This is a genomic window from Sphingobacterium bambusae (assembly GCF_033955345.1).
In the GTDB taxonomy this organism is placed as follows: domain Bacteria; phylum Bacteroidota; class Bacteroidia; order Sphingobacteriales; family Sphingobacteriaceae; genus Sphingobacterium; species Sphingobacterium bambusae.
The window spans coordinates 4138130-4157855 of sequence record NZ_CP138332.1; the positions used below are offsets into that span (position 1 = coordinate 4138130).

At 43.4% G+C, this 19726-nt stretch carries 16 protein-coding genes, 1 tRNA gene and 2 pseudogenes; 10 read left to right on the plus strand and 9 right to left on the minus strand.

Annotated elements, in window-relative coordinates; translation table 11 throughout:
* Nucleotides 1-4: 4 nt before the first annotated feature.
* Nucleotides 5-3550, minus strand: a complete 3546-nt coding sequence (locus SCB77_RS17210) for a SusC/RagA family TonB-linked outer membrane protein (protein WP_320183234.1) — start codon at nt 3548-3550, stop codon at nt 5-7.
* Between the two features lie 212 nt (nt 3551-3762).
* Between SCB77_RS17210 and SCB77_RS17215 the strand changes: the two genes are divergently transcribed.
* Nucleotides 3763-4050 (plus strand): hypothetical protein, encoded by a 288-nt coding sequence (locus tag SCB77_RS17215; protein WP_320183235.1) that lies wholly within the window; start codon nt 3763-3765, stop codon nt 4048-4050.
* On the opposite strand, the gene SCB77_RS17220 is transcribed toward SCB77_RS17215, so the two are convergent.
* A complete protein-coding gene (locus tag SCB77_RS17220) occupies nt 4047-8453 on the minus strand; it encodes a translocation/assembly module TamB domain-containing protein (protein WP_452654015.1) in 4407 nt (1468 codons plus the stop codon). The two genes, SCB77_RS17215 and SCB77_RS17220, sit on opposite strands and share 4 nt — an antisense overlap.
* Nucleotides 8454-8485: 32 nt before the next feature.
* Here SCB77_RS17220 and tsaD point away from each other — a divergent pair, with 32 nt between their 5' ends.
* Both tsaD and SCB77_RS17230 read left to right on the plus strand, forming a co-directional pair.
* Nucleotides 8486-9487, plus strand: coding sequence for a tRNA (adenosine(37)-N6)-threonylcarbamoyltransferase complex transferase subunit TsaD (tsaD, locus tag SCB77_RS17225; protein ID WP_320183237.1), 1002 nt, complete (start codon nt 8486-8488; stop codon nt 9485-9487).
* Between the two features lie 155 nt (nt 9488-9642).
* Nucleotides 9643-10518 carry an energy transducer TonB gene (locus SCB77_RS17230; RefSeq protein WP_320183238.1) on the plus strand — a complete coding sequence of 292 codons (876 nt, stop codon included), beginning with the start codon at nt 9643-9645 and terminating at the stop codon, nt 10516-10518.
* 58 nt (nt 10519-10576) lie between these two features.
* On the opposite strand, the gene SCB77_RS17235 is transcribed toward SCB77_RS17230, so the two are convergent.
* Nucleotides 10577-10972: a hypothetical protein gene (locus SCB77_RS17235; protein WP_320183239.1), complete on the minus strand. Its 396-nt coding sequence runs from the start codon at nt 10970-10972 to the stop codon at nt 10577-10579.
* A 182-nt stretch (nt 10973-11154) separates the two neighbouring features.
* On the opposite strand from SCB77_RS17235, the gene SCB77_RS17240 reads away from it, so the two are divergent.
* Nucleotides 11155-11907 carry a copper homeostasis protein CutC gene (locus tag SCB77_RS17240; RefSeq protein WP_320183240.1) on the plus strand — a complete coding sequence of 251 codons (753 nt, stop codon included), beginning with the start codon at nt 11155-11157 and terminating at the stop codon, nt 11905-11907.
* Between the two features lie 53 nt (nt 11908-11960).
* Here the strand turns inward: SCB77_RS17240 and SCB77_RS17245 are convergent, their stop codons facing one another.
* Nucleotides 11961-12140, minus strand: a complete 180-nt coding sequence (locus SCB77_RS17245; protein ID WP_320183241.1) for a spore protein — start codon at nt 12138-12140, stop codon at nt 11961-11963.
* Nucleotides 12141-12169: 29 nt separating this feature from the next.
* Nucleotides 12170-12240 (minus strand) — tRNA-Cys (locus SCB77_RS17250).
* Nucleotides 12241-12493: 253 nt separating this feature from the next.
* Here SCB77_RS17250 and SCB77_RS17255 point away from each other — a divergent pair.
* From SCB77_RS17255 to SCB77_RS17275, 6 genes and pseudogenes are all read left to right on the plus strand, one after another.
* Nucleotides 12494-13126 (plus strand): porin family protein, encoded by a 633-nt coding sequence (locus tag SCB77_RS17255; RefSeq protein WP_320183242.1) that lies wholly within the window; start codon nt 12494-12496, stop codon nt 13124-13126.
* A gap of 425 nt (nt 13127-13551) precedes the next feature.
* Entirely contained in the window at nt 13552-14163 is a 612-nt protein-coding gene (locus tag SCB77_RS17260; RefSeq protein ID WP_320183243.1) for a porin family protein, read from the plus strand.
* A gap of 301 nt (nt 14164-14464) precedes the next feature.
* Nucleotides 14465-14599, plus strand: a pseudogene (locus tag SCB77_RS23180) (transposase); the annotation flags it as partial.
* A gap of 72 nt (nt 14600-14671) precedes the next feature.
* On the plus strand, nt 14672-15022 hold the full coding sequence (locus tag SCB77_RS17265; RefSeq protein WP_320183244.1) for a hypothetical protein: 351 nt from the start codon (nt 14672-14674) through the stop codon (nt 15020-15022).
* 6 nt (nt 15023-15028) lie between these two features.
* Nucleotides 15029-15508, plus strand: coding sequence for a transposase (locus SCB77_RS17270; protein ID WP_320186636.1), 480 nt, complete (start codon nt 15029-15031; stop codon nt 15506-15508).
* Nucleotides 15509-15548: 40 nt separating this feature from the next.
* Nucleotides 15549-15902 (plus strand): annotated as a pseudogene (locus SCB77_RS17275) (transposase); the annotation flags it as partial.
* Nucleotides 15903-16003: 101 nt separating this feature from the next.
* Here the strand turns inward: SCB77_RS17275 and rpsJ are convergent.
* The 4 genes from rpsJ to rpsL form a co-directional block, all read right to left on the minus strand.
* Nucleotides 16004-16309: a 30S ribosomal protein S10 gene (gene rpsJ, locus SCB77_RS17280; protein ID WP_002993539.1), complete on the minus strand. Its 306-nt coding sequence runs from the start codon at nt 16307-16309 to the stop codon at nt 16004-16006.
* 71 nt (nt 16310-16380) lie between these two features.
* On the minus strand, nt 16381-18504 hold the full coding sequence (gene fusA / locus SCB77_RS17285) for an elongation factor G (RefSeq protein WP_320186637.1): 2124 nt from the start codon (nt 18502-18504) through the stop codon (nt 16381-16383).
* Nucleotides 18505-18641: 137 nt separating this feature from the next.
* Nucleotides 18642-19109 (minus strand): 30S ribosomal protein S7, encoded by a 468-nt coding sequence (gene rpsG / locus SCB77_RS17290; protein ID WP_085473826.1) that lies wholly within the window; start codon nt 19107-19109, stop codon nt 18642-18644.
* Nucleotides 19110-19128: 19 nt separating this feature from the next.
* Nucleotides 19129-19542 (minus strand): 30S ribosomal protein S12, encoded by a 414-nt coding sequence (gene rpsL / locus SCB77_RS17295; protein WP_108636809.1) that lies wholly within the window; start codon nt 19540-19542, stop codon nt 19129-19131.
* Nucleotides 19543-19726 lie beyond the last annotated feature (184 nt).

The following is a 19726-nucleotide window of genomic DNA, read 5'->3' on the forward strand; positions in this document are numbered from 1 at the left end:
AATGTTAAAATGACAAATTGATACCTGCAGTGAAAATGCGTGGCTGTGGATAACTTCCGTAGTCGTAACCATAAATTAATCCGGTATTTGCACCGCCATGGCTGGAACCAACTTCCGGATCAAACCCTTTGTATTTGGTGAATACATAGGCATTCTGTACAGTTACATAAGCACGAAGCTTGTTCACTTTGATTTTGTCCGTAAGGTCTTTCGGTAGCGAGTATCCTAAGGTGATATTCCGCAGACGGAAGAAAGAACCATCCTGTACAAATCGATCGGAAATGGCAGAGTTATCGAAATTTCCGGGTGTTGGGCGAGGGACGTCGGTTTGATCTCCCGGTTGTCTCCATCTATCCACCCAATCCACTAAGCCGTTCGAGCTTAGGTTTGAACCCCCAAGACCGGTTGCCAAGTTGTAGTTGAACAAGTCGTTGCCATAGGAGAACTGCCCCATGATGCTTAGATCAAAGTTTTTATACTGGAAATTGTTGGTTATACCACCGAAAAACTGCGGATTGGGATCACCAATAATCTGCCGATCTAGGGGATCGCTAGGCGTGGTTGGCTGACCATCACGACCTTCGTACTCCACAAGTCCTGTCTCCGGATTCACTCCAATCATTTTCCAGCCAAAGAACGTGCCTAAAGGCAGCCCAGCTTCGGCGATATTCAGCTCGCCAACACCACCTAACATCCTAGGAATACCTGGAGGAAGTGCTAATACTTTGTTTTTGTTGAAGGTCATGTTCAACGAGGTGGTCCATTTAAATGCTCCAACTAGATTTTGTGTCGTCAACTCAAATTCGAAACCTTTGTTTTCGATATCACCTGAATTTGTAAACTGGTTCAGGTAACCCGAACTGGTCAATATCGGCACAGCAATGAGCAAGTCTGACGTCTTTTTGTAGTAATAGTCGGCAAGGATGGATATTCTGTTGTTAAACAAGCCTAAGTCGATCCCGATATCGGTTTGTTGCGTGGTTTCCCATTTCAGATTGATATCGCCCAGTACCGCCGGAACAAAGCCAGGTGCGCCTAGGTAGTTATTACCACCATTGTATAATGAGTAACTAGCATAGTTGCCAATGTTTTGGTTACCCGTTACTCCCCAGCTACCACGAAGCTTTAAATTGTTGATGGTAGGGATTTCCTTCATGAAGCTTTCCTCGGAAACGCGCCAAGCTGCGGCCACGGAAGGGAAAGTAGCCCATCGGTTTTCACGGCCGAAGCGGGATGAGCCATCAGAACGTAGATTAGCGGTTACGATGTACTTCTTTTGAAAATCGTAGCTTACACGCGCAAAGCCCGATGCAATAGCCCATTCCTCAGGGAATGAATTGGCTCCCGTAACGACTCCACCAGCACTGATGTATGGAATGTCGTTTGAAGGGAAATTATTGCGTTGACCATGTACAAACTCCAAGCGGGATTCTTGCACAGAAAAACCACCGAGGGCGTTGATATGATGGTCGCCGAAAGTTTTGTCGAATGTTAAGGTTGTTTCGTTGATCCATAGCTGATCACGGGTGTTACGTCGTGCACCGATACCGCCTTGGCTGGCAAATGCCCGTAGTCCGCTAGGCGGCATGAAGAATGTCTCGTCAATAAAGCTCGCGTCAACACCGAAGCTTGTTTTCAGCGCTAGAGCAGGTATGATGCGGTACTCCGCACTTGCATTAGCTAATATTCGCCAAGTCTGTGCATTATTGATGGGTAGGTTTAGTATCGCCAAAGGATTCTCTCGCGTAGCACTCACCTGATCGTAAACATAATTTCCATTTTCATCATAGATATTCAAGTTTGGCGGCGCGAAGATCCCATTTTTTGTCGCCCCCTCGCGCGAATTTTCCTCCTGTATACGATCGTTTTCAGCACGGGTAACGTTGATTGCCGTTGCAAAGTTGAGCTTTTCGCTATGCTGATGATTTAGGTTTATACGCCCGCTGATTCGGTTAAAGTCCGAACCGTGCAGAATACCGCCCTGCCTCATGTAGCCAAATGAAGTGTAGTACTGCGTTTTGTCGCTACCTCCGCTAGCAGCAAGCTCATAGCTTCGTGTGGCTGCTTTTCTAAATACCACATCCTGCCAATCGGTGTTGATGGAAGGATTGGATAAAATTTGATCGGGGATAACCCGACTAGGATCTTCCTGTTGGTATATGCTGTAGAAATCGCGCATGTAATCTTGGTACTGCGCGGTGTTCATCATCTTGTACTTGCGTTCGGAAGGCATCTCGGAGTAGCCTTCGTACATGTTGAAGTGGAATTGGCTTGTTCCTGCATCTCCTTTCTTTGTCGTAATCAAGACCACGCCATTAGCTGCGCGAGAACCGTATATAGATGAAGAAGCCGCATCTTTCAGGATTTCGACCGATTGCACATCGGAAGGGTTCAAGGAAGACAATACGTTTATACCCTGTGTTCCTCCTCCAAAATCGAAGGTCGAACCTCCGGTAAAGTTGGTGGTACTGTTCACCGGAATTCCATCGATAACATAAAGTGGATCAGAGCTGGCATTGATGGACGTCGTACCGCGTACACGGATGCTCAATCCACCACCCGGTGAACCGGATTTTTGAGATACCTGTACACCACCTGCCTTTCCTTGGATCGCTTGCGGGATACTAGGAAGGACCTCGTTTTCGATCTGATCAGATCCTATGCTCGACACGGAGCTGGCCAGTGTAGCCCGTTCCATGGTGCCATAACCGACAGCAACCACCTGTACCGATTGAATCGTTTTCGTTTCCTGTGTTAGGGTAACAGCTACCGTTTTACGGTTGTTGAGTACCTCTTCATGCTCCTTATATCCTACGGCGCTGAAAATAAGTGCTTGGCTATTTGCGGCGGCAATACTGAACTTTCCCTGATCGTCCGTCGCAGCGGTAATGGCTTGGCCTTTTACCGATACGGTAGCACCAGCAACAGGCCCGTTGGCATCGCGTACTGTTCCTTGAACGAGATCTTGCGCATTTTGTGGCGTAGCGGCCGAATCTGTTTTGACCGCTGTTTTTGCTTGCGTGGAATCAGCTTGCACGGGAACAAGGCCTGTAGCCCTTGTCGCGGTGGAATCCGTCTGTGTTGAATCTACGGCATTGGTTGCCGTTGCTGTAGAATCTGTCTTGACCGAATCGGGCGGCGCTACTTTAAGCACCACATGAATTTCGCTGCGGTTGTTCACCGGCTCCTCATGTCTAGCAAAGTCGGTTTTATTGAATATCAAGGTAGCATCAGGCTTCGCCTCTAGAGCATATGCGCCCTGTTCATCGGAAACAACATTAACGGACTCTCCTTTGACCGTAACGATCACGCCCTGCATAGGCGCCCCCTGCTCGTCTTTGATAGACCCCTTGATAGCATTGAGGGTATCCAAGACCATTGGTGATGCCGACCAGTAATTACGTGAAGTGTTGTTTTCTTTGAGCGGGTTGGTAAGGGATGTCGTTACCTTTTGGTTTACTGCTGTACTTGTTTCGGACGGAGAGAGGGATGAAAACACGGGGAGCGGCCCGAACAAGAGTAGCGGAATAGCATAGATAGAATGTTTCATTCGTGACTTTTAGTTTTTTAATTTTTTTACCATTATCTGCAGTTCTAACAAAAAATCCTCTGCTGTCGTTCATCCTATCAATTATAATATTTTTGTTACAAACTATGTTTCTAACGTTCTCTTTACAATAAATAGTATGCAAATTCAAATAAAAATGTATATTTCTTTGGTTTTTCATGTGCTGATGTACAGTTTACCGATAAATTTAAACCATGACATACGAAGATTTTTTACATAGTTTAGAACGCGAAGATGCTCCACTAGAGCTTTCTGTACAGCTACAGGCGCTGTGGTACGACCGAAAAGGAGATTGGAAAAGGGCGCATGATCTTATCGATCACTTGGAAGACCGCACATCGGCCCATGTTCATGCTTACCTCCATCGTGTGGAGGGCGATGCTTGGAATGCACGTTACTGGTATAACCGTGCGCAGCAGCCGGTCTTCGAAGGGGCTTTAGAAGACGAATGGGAAGCGTTGTTAAAGCTATTGTTGAATTAGTTGTTGCTTAGGCTGTCTGTTGCGATGGTCGTTGGAGCTGTTCTTTGTTTACGTTCATTCCAAATCCATAATTTTCGCCAAAACTCAGAGAAGCTATTAAATTCTTGACGATATACCAATCCGACAGCACTGATGTAGTCACTGTATGGTGTGAAGAGGAAGTTTCGTGTGTTTAGGCGATTATATGCCCTTAATACAAGATTTCCGTCTTGTCGTAATCTGAATGTCACTTCGGCATCGGTAGCCACTTGATCTGAGAACAGCGTCAGGTCGTTGAGCTGGCTGCGGCTTCGGTCACTTACACCACCAGTCAAGATCAGCCGGTCGTCGAAAAAGCGCAAGGATGCGGAGGCGTCGTTGAAAGATCGGATGTTGAGATCCAAAAAATTCATATTTAGCGATTGAGAGATAATGCTATTCAGCTGGTTGAATGCAATTTCTGTCCCGGCGGATAATAATGTGTTGTTTACTTCGCGGCCGAACTCCTGCGTGGACGCCGGCGTGAAACTACGCCGAACAATAAGACTGATGGCTTGTTGGTTGACGTTATTGCCGTCACTGAGATAACCCTGCAGCTCATCTTTCACATAAGGATCTTGTGGAAAGTTAAGATCAAACGAAACTTCCGGTTGCGATAACGTGCCCTTTAGGATCATATCGGCCTGCGCAAGAATTCGGTCATTGTTTTCGGTACGCCCCGCGGCATTGTAGAGCGGAGCAACTGAGGTGCGCTGTTGATAGGTAGCACTCAGGTTTATTGTTGCTTCGGCAGGATTTCCCGCCCAGCGGATGGTTCCGCCTTCCTTGAGATCAAAAAATTTATTGAAGAAATCCTGTGCTGTAAAATGGAATTTACCTGCCAAAACATGGTAATCGCCAAACATCTCAAAATCGCCTAAGTTGGAAATGCGCAACGAGATATTTCCGGTACCGACGCCCTTTAGCGATCCAATATTGTTTTCGAGGTTTATTTCGGCATCACGGGTCAAATTTAAGTCCATGTTCATCGTGAGCCCCTGAAAGAGCCGTTTGGATAGCGCCTTGTCCTCCGACGTGGAGTCGGTATTCGTGAAGTAGAAAAAGTCGTTGTCACTAACTTTAAGCGAACTATTGAATGGAATAGTGATGACCGTATTGGGATTCGACCGCGCATTGATATCGATATTGATGCCGCTCGTAGGCCCCTTAAAACGAAATATACCTGAAGCGTAGGCGGTACCAAAGAAGACCTCGTTGTCCTTCCTGCCGGTGTTTAGAATTTGGAAATTGTCGGCCGTTGCCTCAATATCCAAGCTGGGGTCGCTGAGTGTGCTGAGGTCTATATATCCTTTTGCCATTGCTCTGCTATTTTTAGCATCGGAAAAGCGCAGGTTATTCAAGTGTATGCGATTGTCCTGTATCAACGATTGTTGGTTGGATAAAACGTAGGTCGTGTTGAGATAGTTCACGAGAAATGAAGCATCGCGAATATCGGCGGAGCCATTTATAATAGGATTGCGTAACGTTCCCCCGATATGGACATCACCGCTTACTTTTCCGTAAAGATCGGATACCAATGTGCGTACGAAGGGTTGCAAGATGCCAAGATCTAGGTCTTTCACCTTGCCCCGTAATTGCAGCGCCTCCGTCGACGACTGCACATCATAGGTGCCCGTTAGGTCTACACCACGCCCGTCGATATCGACAAGCTTGGAGTTTAATTGAATCAAACCATGAGCCGGATCGAAATCCGCATTTACTTGTAGCGTTCCAATGGGAAGGTTGTTAAAGATAATGGGCGTTGTGTTGATATGTGTGGATAGCGTAGGCTTTCGGAATACCGAATGCAGGTGTACATCTCCGTTAAGATTGCCCTGAAGCTGTATGCCAAGCGGTTTTGTAATGCCGCTCAGAGAAGATAAGCTAAATTCTCGAAAAGCTATTTCGAGATCATCATCTTCATTCGAAAGAATTCCATTGAGACTAACTTCTTGTCGATCGCGTTTGAGTAGCAAATTTTTGAGGTAGAATTTGCCTTTGGAAACGCGCAGGTCAGCATCTTCATTAATTTGCCATTTCTCCTTGTCCAACACAATTTCCGATTTGTCGAAACGAATGTAGGCAGGTTTGTTGTGGGCAAAGTGTATGTTTCCGTTTAGATTCAGGTAATTCGCCCTGCTAGTTTCCGAAAGAGCAATTTGGAAGGTCAGACTGTCATTGGCCAAAGTATTCTGTATATGTATATGCTCTACGTATGCAGAGTCTGAGAAGCTAAACCGATCAGCATCGACTAAAAGGGAAAAGGCACGGTCATCGGCTTGCTCCGTAAGGGACAGGTTGGTAATCTTCAGTCCTTTGTAGGATACCGTGGGACTAAAGGCCTTAAAGTTGGCCGTATAGTCGTCCGATGAGAACTTCGCGGTCAAGTGTGCGCCATCTTCCAGTCGCAAGTTAGGGTCAAACAACGCCGATATTGGATCAAACGATTTAATATTGACTTGAAGATCGAAATTCTGCGGGTTGTAAGGTGATGCCTCAATGTTGATTGCCGGAGCATAGCGCATGGCCAGCGAGCGGAAGTAGGCGGCGATGGTGTTGAGATCGATCTGTCCACTTAACTGCCCATCAACCACATCAGATTTTAATACCAATAACTTGGATAGCTCGTCACCTTCCGACGTAAAGTCAAGGTAATCCATGGCAAAGGTGCCTCTGGAAGATTGAAATTGTATCTCGTCCGCATAAATATGTCCGTTAAGGGAATTGAGTGAGGATCCTTGCAAGGAGGCCTGTAAGTTGGATTGCTTGAGGACTATGCTGTCTTTTGAAAAAAGGTTTAGTCGTTTTAGGTCAAGCGTTTCGATCGCTGAGGAAAGCGTGTAAATCGGCAGCGTTTGGTTCCAGTCTATATTGCCTTCAAATGATAGCATCGCATGAATGTCTTCAATATTACCAGTAACCGTGAGTAGACGATTCTCGATGTCGCCCGAAAAATTTGCCGTTTTGTAGCGGTAGTCTTTGAAGGAGAAGTTGCTGATTTGACCCTTAGCATTGAGCTGTAGCGATGCTAGGCTGCTTCCTTTGCCATCATACTCGATATGAAAGGCTGTTTGCTTGATCGCTTCGCTATTTAGAAGCTTGCCCAGCTCAAATGATTTGCTGTCCATTAATCCGCGATATTGCAGCGAAGGCTGAATGATAACGTTACTCTTCGTAGAAAGATCACCCATTGCGGTTGAGGCATTTCCCTCGATGTTGAAGTCGTAGTATCGTCCTTGGAATTTTCCTTTGTAGCTAACTGTTCCAAGCTTATGCAGCTGTTCCGGCAAGCGGAAATTCGCTAGATTGGCTAGTGCCGGTACGAGTTCTTCCAAATCTTTGGCCGAGCTGCGTAATGAGGCTAGTTTAAAATCAAACGTCGTGTGCTGTATATCAGGAAGACCACGCATTGATAAATCGCCGGATAAGTGCGTGTGTGCTCCCGTAGTTAGTGACACATCCTCTGCGTGGAGGTCTGCAACCCTTCCCGAAACGTCTGCTTTGCTGATGGCGGCGATAAACTTAACCCGTGCCATTTGGGGGGCGAAAAATTGGATGTCTCGAGAGTCAACAAATGCATCTTGCAACTGACCTTTTAATTCGACTTTCTCTATGAAATCCTGAAAATCAGCAAAAGAGCGGTAGCTAAATTGGAGGTAGTTTCCAACCTTTGAACGATTGGTACGCATATAAAGATCTTGAAATTCCATGCGCGTTGTCGACACATAGGCTTTAGCAGATAGCTCACGCAGGTGCAAGCCACTTTTCTCCTGAAAGGTGAGGTTGATGATGTTCGCTTTGGCTTCTTTCTCGGATATCGCTATATCATCAAATTCGCCCGATAGGGCATACAGATCAAGATCGTTGAAGTTGACGCCCTCATGGTGCGTGTGGCGTCGATGATCAAGCAGTTTGAACTGATTGTTTTTTAGGACGACCTGTTTCAGGTTGAATCGAATACGAGCGTTCGTTGTAGACGTGGTATCTTTAGGCGTAATAAAATAATCAATTAAGAAGCTGATATTCGTACTGTCGGCGTAGAGCTCATAATTAACATAGGTATCCTCTAGTGTCAACTTTCGTATCTCAATCTCCTGTTGAAATAACTTGGCTAAGGAAAAAGTTGCTGTAATATTTTTAGCATCCAATATCTTTTTCCCCGCCCGATCATTGATGCTGATTTCCTCTATCTGCAACGATCGGAATGGTCTTAGGTATACCTTCCCGATATTTATTTCCGTGTGCAGCTGCTTGCTCAAATAGTTCGCTGCCTTTTTGGATATGTAGGTTTGTACCGTTGGATAACGTAACGCAAATAGCATACCCACTGTTAGCAGGGTAATGCCAAGCAGGGTAATAAGCGTTATTTTTAGTATTTTTTTGATATTTTTGTGTTCTGTTTTTAATACTTCGCGCAATGGCTATAGTCCTCGGTATCGAATCTTCCTGTGATGAAACTTCTGCATCTATCTGTATAGACGGTGAAATTAAGTCAAATATTATTGCTAGCCAAGCAATTCACGCAAATTACGGGGGTGTTGTTCCCGAGTTGGCGTCTCGTGCACACCAGCAACATATCATCCCAACGGTTGACCAAGCGATTCAGCAGGCAAAAATACATAAAAATGATATTGATGCGGTAGCTTTTACGCGCGGCCCCGGACTTTTAGGCTCTTTATTGGTGGGAACGTCCTTTGCAAAAGCTTTTGCCTTATCGCGTAGAATCCCTTTGATCGAAGTGAACCATATGCAGGCGCATATTCTTGCCCATTTCATTGAAGAGCCAAAACCGAACTTTCCGTTTTTGTGTCTTACGGTATCCGGAGGACATACCCAGATTGTGCTGGTCAAGGATTATTTCGATATGGAACTTTTGGGCCAGACCTTAGATGATGCGGCAGGGGAGGCTTTTGACAAAACGGCCAAAATATTGAATCTACCGTACCCCGGAGGTCCATTGATTGATAAATATGCGAAAGAAGGTAATCCAGATGCCTTTAAATTACCGGAACCGCAGATTGCTGATTTAAATTTTAGCTTTTCGGGACTAAAGACGGCCATCCTGTATATGGTGCAGGCGCAGGAAAAAATAAATCCTGATTTCTTGCAGGAGAATATGGCGGATGTCTGCGCCTCTGTGCAAAGTCGTATCGTATCCATCTTGCTGAATAAATTGAAAAAAGCAGCTAATTTGACCGGAGTGAAAGATATTGCTATTGCGGGTGGGGTTTCCGCGAACTCCGGACTGCGAGAAAGCCTGTTGGCAATGGGCGCACGTTACCGCTGGAACGTCTTCATTCCTAAATTTGAGTATTGCACAGATAATGCAGCGATGATCGCTATAGCCGGTTACCAAAAGTTTCTGCAAAAGGACTTTGTTGGTCAAGATATCACCCCGCTAGCACGTATGCACGTGTAATGACTCCGGTGTCCAGTAGATTGAAAAAATAACCAAGTTGGCTGTTTGATTTCTCACTTTTCACACATCTCGGAAAAAAGCCATTAAATTTTATGGAAAGCAGCGTTTACATACATCATGTAGTAAACGAATGTAAACCCTAAAATTTATCCGTTATGTGGAACAACAAATTAGATATTTACGAAAAAGAATGGTTGGATGTTGTTTTTTCGTCGCGCAATCGCTTATATGGCGCTTACGATTTACGTAAAAATGCTTCATTGGCAACTAACAGAGCACTGATTATTGTAACAGGAGTTGTGGCGCTCTTGATCGGAACAAAGATTGCCTACGATAACATGCCTAAAGCAATTAACCTAACCGCTCCCTACGAAGAGAGAACCGTTATTTTGGATGATGATCAGATGTTGCTCGATCCGCCGAAGGATGAGGAAATTCTGATCCCTGAAGAGAAACCTGTACAACAGATTGCTCAAGATCCACCGGCAATAGACCTCATCCGTGCGGTGGAGCCTATCGTGACTGCGGCAAACAAAGTTACGGAAGACATGGCTTCGCAAGACGAACTAAAGGATAAGATGACCGCTCGTATCACGTTAAAAAAAGTAGAGGGAGGCTCGTACATTGCTAAGGGCGAATTTGGACCTAAGAAACAGGAAGGAGCCATGACCGGTGTAGCGTCCGGTGCCCCTGTGGGTTCCGTAGATGGTAACGAGATTTTTAGGGCGGTGGAGGTGATGCCGAATCCGCCGGGCGGGATGGAAGCATTTGTACAATGGGTTGGTAAAAATTACAATTACCCAGAGGCGGCACTACAACAAGGAATCAAAGGAAGTGTAGTTGTTTCCTTTGTAGTGGAGCGCGACGGTAGTTTAACGGATATAAAAGTGGTTCGTGATCTCAGTTTTGGTACGGGACAAGAAGCAGTAAGGGTTTTGAAGAAAGCGAAAAAATGGGCTCCCGGTGTGCAGAATGGCCGTCCAGTGCGCGTGAGTTACACCTTGCCAATAACCTTAAGTACGATTCAATAAACAAATACCTCCTTAGGTTTTATGGATGGGAAGCTCGCTTTCCATCCATATCCATTTTTTATAGGCTCTTGATCAACTTGTTCAACCATTGTTTGATGATGGCCGAGACCTCATAACGTTCCTCTTGGGCAAATTTTAACATAATGGCTTCCAAGTTTGCCAGCATGTCGATATATTCTGGGAAATATCCCTCGATATCTCTGTAATCGGTGAGGATGTCCAGCAAATAGCAGTGGGCATCGTACTCTATAAATTTCTCTTGATGCAGTTGCGTTGCCTCTAGCCACTCACTTTCCGAAGCGAATCCCGAAAGAATATGCTGGTCACAAACTTGTTTGTAAACCTGCCTAGATTGTGCCAACTGGTGGCGAATATGTTCTTTTTGGTCAATGAGTTCGTCGAAAATGGTTGATAGCTTTTCCTGAATTTCGATTTCTCTAGATATTATTGTCATGACGAATAATGTTAAAGATTCTACTTTGCACGAATAGGCGCGAGTTTTTATAACAGGAAAGATAGGGGATTTGTTTTATTTTTTTTAAAATAACCTGTTGATTTATTGAAAGTTACCTTAAATCAATAAAAAGTGCATTTAGTGATGCTGTCGGACACGAGGAAAATTGGCAAATTTGGTATATGAACGCAACGGAAAAAGGAATCAACGGGGTGCAATTGGAGATATGTTCCAATTCATCGTATTCGGCTCTGCAGGCGCAACTGGGCGGCGCCACACGGGTCGAATTTTGCCAAAATTTAGAAAATGGCGGCATCACACCATCGTATGGGCAGATCAAGCGTGCACGGCAGCTTTTGGATATCGGCATGCATGTGCTTATTCGGCCGCGTAGCGGGGATTTTGTGTATACAGAGGACGAGTTTGAAGAGATGAAAATGGATATCGCCTTGTGCAAGGAACTCGGCTGTGACGGTGTTGTTATAGGCGTGCTGCTCGCTGATGGGCGTGTAGATCGCGAGCGTAACGCAATATTGGTGGAGCTAGCAAAACCGATGACGGTTGTATTTCATCGTGCTTTCGATCGTACAAGCGATCCAAAGCAGGCGCTAGAAGATGTGATTACGCTTGGTTTTGACCGAATCCTTACCTCCGGTTTAAGGAATACGGCGGCAGAGGGGCAGGAGCTTTTAAAAGAGTTGATTCTCCAGGCCAATGGCCGTATAGAAATTATGCCTGGCGCAGGTGTTAACGCCAATAATATTTTAGAGATTATCGAACATACGAAGGCGGTTTCTATACATAGTTCGGCGAAGGTGTCTATTGACTCGCGCATGACCTTTGAATCGGATGCTCTTGAGGGGATGAATGAACCTACCTTGCAAACTTCGCGTGCATTGGTAGAGGAGTTGAAAATATTGCTGGAGAACCGTTAAAATAAAAAAGGAGAACGATGTGTTCTCCTTTTTTATTTCTTACTTGTAGGTGCTTATTTAGCTTCAGCAGCTAATGCATTCAAGATTGTGTCGTTTTTAGTAATCTGACTTTTTTTAGGCATTTGGCTTCTTGAACCTAATTCAATGTTGCGGCCTAATTTCAAAAACTGTACTTCCACGCGTGAAACAGTTTTATTTCTTCTATCTTTTCTTTTTAAACGTGTAACTCCCATTGTTATATCTTTTTATAGTCAATAAAACGAGGTCGGAAGCGGATTCGAACCGCTGTAGGAGGTTTTGCAGACCTCAGCCTAGCCACTCGGCCATCCGACCCTTTATCCCTGAAGGGAATGCAAAAATAAAATTTACTTTTGATATTTACAACGCTTCTGGCAAAAAGATTTATTAAAAAAATCAAACACTCTTTATGCTGTCCTTCATCAGACTATTATTCGGTAACATTATACGTTTGTTTCTAATTTAAATGTCTTATTGTCAGGTTTTTGCATGAGGATAAATCGTTGTTAACTTATTTTGGTCTGAATGTTGCAATGACTTTTCTAGTAAAAACAAAAACAAAAAGAGTATGAAAAAGATTTTACTTTCTTTAGGAGCAGCGTTATTGTTAGCTGCGGGCGCACAGGCACAAACAAGTTACGGTTTGAAAGCTGGTGTCAACTTAGGTAAATACAGTAATCCTTCGAGTATTGCAAAGGATTACCAAGTGATGAATCCGTCATTCTATGTAACAGGTTTCGCGGATTTACCCGTAGCGAGCCAGTTTTCTATTCAGCCCGGTGTTTCGTTACAAGGAAAAGGTAATAAATTTAAATTTGATGGTGATGGAGCGGACGGAAAAATCTCCACAAATGTGATGTCCATTGAGGTTCCTGTAAATGCGGTGTATTGGATTCCTGCCGGTTCAGGAAATGTATTTCTAGGAGCTGGACCTTATATTGGTTTCAATATCAGTGGAAAGACCAAGGGTAGTGGGAATTTAGGTGGATTTGGAGGCGAAGGTGAACAGGATATCGAATTCGGTAGTGGCGACGGTGAGATGAAAGTTATCGAAGCTGGTGCCAATTTTATGGCGGGTTACAAGCTTTCAAATGGTTTCTTAATTAATGCGGGATATGGGCTAGGTTTAACAGCATTGAATAATAGCGGTGACAATTATTCTAACCGCGTACTATCCTTTGGTGTTGGTTTCCAATTCTAAGGATGAAAAGCTAGCATTGAGAATAGACCATCCAGATCGGGATGGTAAAAAAAGGTGATCCATTTAAAAAAGGGCCTGTGAAATTTTATGTTCATAGGCCTTTTTCCGTTGTCTAATTAAGCTTCTATTTCATCTTTTGTAAAAGATCGACTTTCAATAGATTTAACCCTCCACTTGGTTTTCGAAGTTGAAGATAAGGTAGTTTTGTAGGAAGGCTTTTTACTTGCCTCCAAATCGGTGGCCTCTTTTTATTTTAAGGCGCGGTCTAATTGATAAAAGGTGATGCACAAAACCGTACCGCTAATCGTTCCATGTATGTTAGGTAATATAGCGGATTAACGGGGAAAAATAGTGTGTAATTATTTATTCTTTTTGTGAATTACAAGATAATACATTAGTTTCGCAACATATTTAATTTGTTTAAAATGAAAAGAAAATTACTATCTATTGCGACTGTATTATGTTGTATCGCTGGCGCGCATGCACAGACGTCTTTTGGTGTAAAAGCAGGTGTCAACTTTGCTAAATTAACAGTAAACAGCGATCGTACGACCTATACCTCGGATGCGGCAACTTCATTCTATGTAACAGGATATGCCGATATGCCAGTAGTGTCAAATTTGCGTGTTCAGCCAGGTGTGTCTCTACAGGGAAAAGGTGGTGCTGTGCCTGCGAGTGACTCCGGTTTTGAAGAGAAAGTTAAAGATACCTATATGTATATTGAGGTGCCTATAAACTTGGTGTATTATGTGCCTACAGGAGAATTTGGCGATGTGTTTTTCGGTGCGGGACCTTATGCTGGCTACGGAATACATGCAAAGTCTTCACAAGGGAATTTGAGTGAAAGTGGAAGCTTTAATGACGCAGGCTTGAAGCCTTTTGATGCTGGCGTTAACTTTTTAGCTGGATTCAAGATGTCACAGGGATTCTTGATTAATGCAGGTTACGGATTGGGCTTGACAAATATTGCAAAAGAGGCCCCGGGCACGACGGTAAAAAACCGTGCTTTTTCGGTAGGTGTTGGTTTCCAATTCTAGTATAAAGCGCTAACATGAAAAAGAGGCTGTCTAAAAAGGTCTTTTAAACAAAGAACCTTGTCATAAAAATGGCGGGGTTTTTCTGTTTTTTGTCTTTAAAATTTTGTATCCTAAGGTGCACCCAAAAAACGATATTAAAGTACAATTTAAAGCCTTACCATCCAATAGCGCGAGCCTATTTCCCGAGGATATTTTTGATCGTATTCCATTGAACCATCCCGTTCGATTGGTTAATCAGGTTGTTAATCAGCTGGATATCGAACACCTAATCGCTTAATATAAAGGCGGAGGCACCACGAGTTTCCATCCCCGGATACTTCTGAAAGTTTTATTCTACGCCTATTTAAGCAATATCTATTCTTGTCGAAAGATTGAGCGCGCCTTGCAGGAGAACATCTATTTCATGTGGCTTTCTGGAAGCAGCACTTCTGACTAACGTACGATCAACTATTTTCGAGGTAAGCGTCCTTAAAGGTCAAATACAGGTTTATTCGTAAGCATCGTTCGGATGTTGCATGACCTAGAGTATGTCAGTTTGCGCGTTCAGTATGTCGATGGCACCAAGATCGAATCGGTCGCAGGACGTTATACGTTTGTTTGGAAGAAATCCATCCAGAAGAACAAATTAAAACTGGCAGCTAACATCGCCTCTGTACTTTCGGCGATTGATGCACAGATAACCGAAGATCAATCTTCATTAGGCAATCAAGAAATGAGTAAGGCAATCGATAGTGCAGGTTTGAAGGAAAGAATCAAAGGGATAAATGCCAAGCTCAAAGCGAGTAGTAAGTCCACAGATAAGCAGCTCAAGAAACTTGAAGAGGACTATTTGCCTAGATTGGAGAAATATGAGCAATAACTAGAAATACTAGGGGATCGCAATAGCTATAGTAAAACCGATACGGATGCCGTTCTTATGCGCATGAAAGAAGATCATATGAAGAAAGGTCAGCTCAAACCGGCTTGCAATAGGCAGATCAGTATCGAAGAACAGTTCATCACCCACTATAGTATCCATCAGATTACCGCAGAGATCACAACCTTGCCGGAACATCTAGAAGGCTTTGCACCCCATTATGGAAAGCAGAGTGAGTTAATTGTGGCAGATGCTGAATATGGTAGCAAGCAAAACTATCAGCTGATGGAAGCAAAAGGGATAACCGCTTTTGTCAAGTACAATTACTGTTATATGGAGCAAGAGCGTAAGCACCGGCAGGATCCTTTTTCGGTACAAAACCTGTATTGCAACCAGCAGGAGAACTTTTATGTATGTCCGGCAAGCCCGAAACTTCGCTTTATTGGTCATTCAACTCGGCTAGTGCCAACGGATAAAGCACCCAAGTGAGTTGTTATAAAGCTGTGCGATGTGAGGTCAGTGCCATAACGCTCAAGGTAACCGACTAATTGAAGTAAACCACCGACTTACTTGGCTCGAGGCCAAGGTTCGAGAAAGACTACTCTCGGAACAGGGACTCTATCATCGAAGTAAGCGATCCGTGGAGGTTGAAGCGGTATTTGGACAAATGAAGAACAACAGGTTTACCCGATTCAGCATGAAAGGGTTACAGAAAGTTATTGTGAAGTTCGGTTTGATGGCCATTGCTCATAATCTAAGAAAATGGGCAAGAAAGTGGAAAAACGATACTTTGGTTGGCAATCCAAATGATAAAAACTCCCTATTTGCGATAAAAACACATCTACAAATGCTAAAAAGCATAATATATCGACTTGCAGCTTAATATTGGAAATGAAAATATAATGGAGTGCTAGAAGCGCTATAAACAAAAAGAAGGTGCCTTATTAGACACCTTCTTTTATTTTTTTCAGTAACTGAAATCTATCACACTTTGATTTCTACTTCAACACCTGAAGGCAATTCAAGTTTCATCAAGGCGTCAACAGTTTTAGAGTTTGAAGAATAGATATCCAACAATCTCTTGTACGCGCACAATTGGAATTGCTCACGTGCTTTCTTGTTAACGTGTGGTGAACGTAAAACGGTATAGATTTTTTTCTCAGTAGGCAATGGAATAGGACCACTAACAACTGCACCTGTAGGTTTTACTGTTTTTACGATTTTCTCAGCTGACTTGTCAACCAAATTGTAATCGTAAGATTTCAATTTAATTCTGATTCTTTGGCTCATTTTATTTGTTTTTAAGATGACCTCCCGTTAGAGCTATTCACAACAGGAGGTCGGTTTATTTTTAAAAAGGATTATTCTACAGATCCTTTAACTCTGCCTTTTGATTTTGCGATTACTTCTTCAGCAACGTTACGAGGTGCCTCTTCGTAGTGATCGAACTCCATAGTAGATGTTGCACGGCCAGAAGTGATCGTACGCAATTGTGTTACGTAACCGAACATTTCAGAAAGTGGTACCAATGCTTTGATAACTTGTGCTCCGTTACGTGAGTCAAGACCTTGCATCTGACCACGACGACGGTTTAAGTCACCCATTACATCACCCATGTTCTCTTCTGGAGTCAATACTTCTACTTTCATGATAGGCTCCATCAATACTGGCGTACATTTAGGCAATGCCTCACGGTAAGCCATTTTAGCTGCCAATTCGAAAGATAGAGAGTCTGAATCGACTGCGTGGAATGAACCATCAATCAAACGAACTTTCATGCCAGAAAGTGGGTAACCTGCCAATACACCGTTTTTCAACGAGCTTTCGAAACCTTTTTGTACAGATGGGATATATTCTTTAGGAATAGATCCACCTACGATTTCGTTTACAAATTGAAGTGCAGATTTAGAGGTGTCGTAATCTTCGTCGATAGGCGATACAACAACTTTGATATCCGCAAATTTACCACGACCACCTGATTGTTTTTTGTAAACCTCACGGTGCTCAGAAGTACCTTTGATAGACTCTTTGTAAGCAACCTGAGGAGCACCTTGATTTACCTCAACTTTGAACTCACGTTTCAAACGGTCGATCAAGATCTCTAAGTGAAGCTCACCCATACCAGAGATTACTGTTTGACCAGTCTCTTCGTCAGATTTAACAACAAATGTAGGATCCTCTTCAGCTAATTTACCAAGACCGATACCTAGTTTATCAACGTCAGCCTGTGTCTTAGGCTCGATTGCTAAACCGATAACTGGCTCAGGGAATACCATAGACTCCAACACGATAGGGTGTTTTTCGTCACATAGTGTATCTCCAGTTTTGATATCCTTGAAACCTACTACCGCGCCGATATCACCAGCTTCGATAAAAGGAATAGGGTTTTGCTTGTTAGCGTGCATTTGGAAGATACGAGAGATACGTTCTTTGTTTCCTGAACGAGTGTTCAAAACGTAAGAACCAGCATCTAACTTACCAGAGTAAGCACGGATGAAACATAAACGACCTACGAATGGGTCAGTAGCGATTTTGAAACCTAAAGCAGCGAAAGGCTCGTTAACGCTAGGTTTGCGCAACAACTCTTCTCCTGAATCAGGGTGGGTACCTTTAACTCCTTCAGAATCCAAAGGCGAAGGCAACAATTCCATCACAAGATCCAACATCGTTTGCACACCTTTGTTTTTGAAAGATGAACCACAAACCATAGGAACGATAGAGTTATCTAATACAGCTGCACGTAAAGCGTTCAAGATTTCACGCTCTGTCAATGAATTTGGATCTTCGAAGAATTTCTCCATCAAAGTTTCATCGTATCCAGCTACCGCTTCTAATAATTTCTCACGGTATTCGGCAACTTCGTCAAGCATATCGTCAGGGATTGGCACTTCGGTAAAGGTCATTCCTTTATCGTGCTCATTCCAAACGATACCACGGTTGTTGATCAAGTCAACAACACCGGTGAAAGAGTCTTCCGCACCGATAGGCAATTGTAATGCTACCGCGTCAGAACCTAACATATCTTTAACTTGCTTAACAACTTTTAAGAAGTCAGCACCTGAACGGTCCATTTTGTTAACGAAACCAATACGGGGCACTTTATAGTTGTCTGCTAAACGCCAGTTTGTTTCTGATTGAGGCTCTACACCATCAACTGCCGAAAACAAGAATACCAATCCGTCAAGTACACGCAAGGAACGGTTTACCTCTACGGTAAAGTCAACGTGACCTGGGGTGTCAATAACGTTTACTTGGTATTTGTTGCCACGGTAGTTCCAGAATACTGTTGTAGCAGCAGAAGTGATCGTGATACCACGCTCAGCCTCTTGCTCCATCCAGTCCATCGTTGAAGCACCTTCGTGAACCTCACCGATTTTGTGGTTAACACCTGAGTAGTAAAGAATACGCTCAGTTGTTGTTGTTTTACCAGCATCAATGTGGGCAGCGATACCGATGTTTCTAGTGAATTTTAAATCTCTTGCCATAATATATTTATGCAGTTTGCTTTTGAAAGCTTGTTTTTGTGCAATGTTTTTTGAAAGAAATAAGTACACCGACTGTAATAAGGCTTAGGCACTTATTGACAGTCGGTGTCATCATATTTTATTCGTTGTCTTCAAAATTAGAATCTGAAGTGTGAGAACGCTTTGTTAGCTTCCGCCATCTTGTGCGTATCTTCTTTCTTCTTCACAGCAGCACCTTCACCTTTAGAAGCTGAAATGATTTCTCCTGCTAATTTTTCGAACATAGTTTTTTCACCACGTTTGCGTGCATAAGAAATTAACCATTTCATCCCTAAAGCGATTTTACGCTCTGGACGAACTTCCATAGGAACTTGGAAGTTGGCACCACCAACACGACGAGATTTAACCTCTACAGCTGGCATTACGTTGTTCAACGCTTTTTTCCAAGCCTCAAGACCGCTCTCTTGTGTTTTTTGTTCTACTAATTCTACTGCATCGTAAAAGATAGAATATGCTGTAGATTTTTTACCATCTAACATCATATTGTTTACGAAACGTGTTACCTGAGTATCGTTAAACTTCGGGTCAGGTAAAATGATTCTCTTTTTTGGTTTTGACTTTCTCATTTTCTTTTCCTCCGTTTAATTATTTCTTTTTACCTTTTGCAGGTGCCGCTGCTGGCTGTCCTGGTTTAGGGCGTTTTGTTCCGTATTTAGAACGACGTTGGTTACGGCCTGCAACACCTGATGTATCTAATGCACCACGGATGATGTGGTAACGTACACCCGGTAAGTCTTTCACACGACCGCCACGGATTAACACGATAGAGTGCTCTTGTAAGTTGTGGCCTTCACCTGGGATGTAAGCATTCACCTCTTTACCGTTTGTTAAACGTACACGAGCTACTTTACGCATTGCTGAGTTTGGTTTTTTAGGGGTAGTAGTGTATACACGTGTACACACGCCTCTTCGCTGTGGACAGCTGTCCAACGCTGGCGACTTACTCTTGTCAACCAGAGCTACTCTACCTTTTCTAACTAATTGTTGAATAGTAGGCATTTACCTGTTTTTGTTTTTATTTAATTTGTAAAAATTAATTTTAAAGTCCGCAAAGATAATGATAAAATACTAAACCGTAAAGTCTTGTGTGTTAATTTTTTTTGAATAGTCTTCGAGATGGATGAAGCAGGGGAGCAACATAACTGCGAAAAGCGTTTTAAAGCACTTTTCGCAGTTGTTTTAT

Coding starts and splice junctions, on each gene's coding strand:
- fusA (WP_320186637.1), bottom strand. CDS start 18,504: ATGGCAAGAGATTTAAAATTCACTAGAAACATCGGTATCGCTGCCCAC.
- rpsL (WP_108636809.1), bottom strand. CDS start 19,542: ATGCCTACTATTCAACAATTAGTTAGAAAAGGTAGAGTAGCTCTGGTT.
- SCB77_RS17210 (WP_320183234.1), bottom strand. CDS start 3,550: ATGAAACATTCTATCTATGCTATTCCGCTACTCTTGTTCGGGCCGCTC.
- SCB77_RS17235 (WP_320183239.1), bottom strand. CDS start 10,972: ATGACAATAATATCTAGAGAAATCGAAATTCAGGAAAAGCTATCAACC.
- rpsG (WP_085473826.1), bottom strand. CDS start 19,109: ATGAGAAAGTCAAAACCAAAAAAGAGAATCATTTTACCTGACCCGAAG.
- SCB77_RS17215 (WP_320183235.1), top strand. CDS start 3,763: ATGACATACGAAGATTTTTTACATAGTTTAGAACGCGAAGATGCTCCA.
- SCB77_RS17255 (WP_320183242.1), top strand. CDS start 12,494: ATGAAAAAGATTTTACTTTCTTTAGGAGCAGCGTTATTGTTAGCTGCG.
- SCB77_RS17240 (WP_320183240.1), top strand. CDS start 11,155: ATGAACGCAACGGAAAAAGGAATCAACGGGGTGCAATTGGAGATATGT.
- rpsJ (WP_002993539.1), bottom strand. CDS start 16,309: ATGAGCCAAAGAATCAGAATTAAATTGAAATCTTACGATTACAATTTG.
- SCB77_RS17260 (WP_320183243.1), top strand. CDS start 13,552: ATGAAAAGAAAATTACTATCTATTGCGACTGTATTATGTTGTATCGCT.
- SCB77_RS17245 (WP_320183241.1), bottom strand. CDS start 12,140: ATGGGAGTTACACGTTTAAAAAGAAAAGATAGAAGAAATAAAACTGTT.
- SCB77_RS17230 (WP_320183238.1), top strand. CDS start 9,643: ATGTGGAACAACAAATTAGATATTTACGAAAAAGAATGGTTGGATGTT.
- SCB77_RS17265 (WP_320183244.1), top strand. CDS start 14,672: ATGTTGCATGACCTAGAGTATGTCAGTTTGCGCGTTCAGTATGTCGAT.
- tsaD (WP_320183237.1), top strand. CDS start 8,486: ATGGCTATAGTCCTCGGTATCGAATCTTCCTGTGATGAAACTTCTGCA.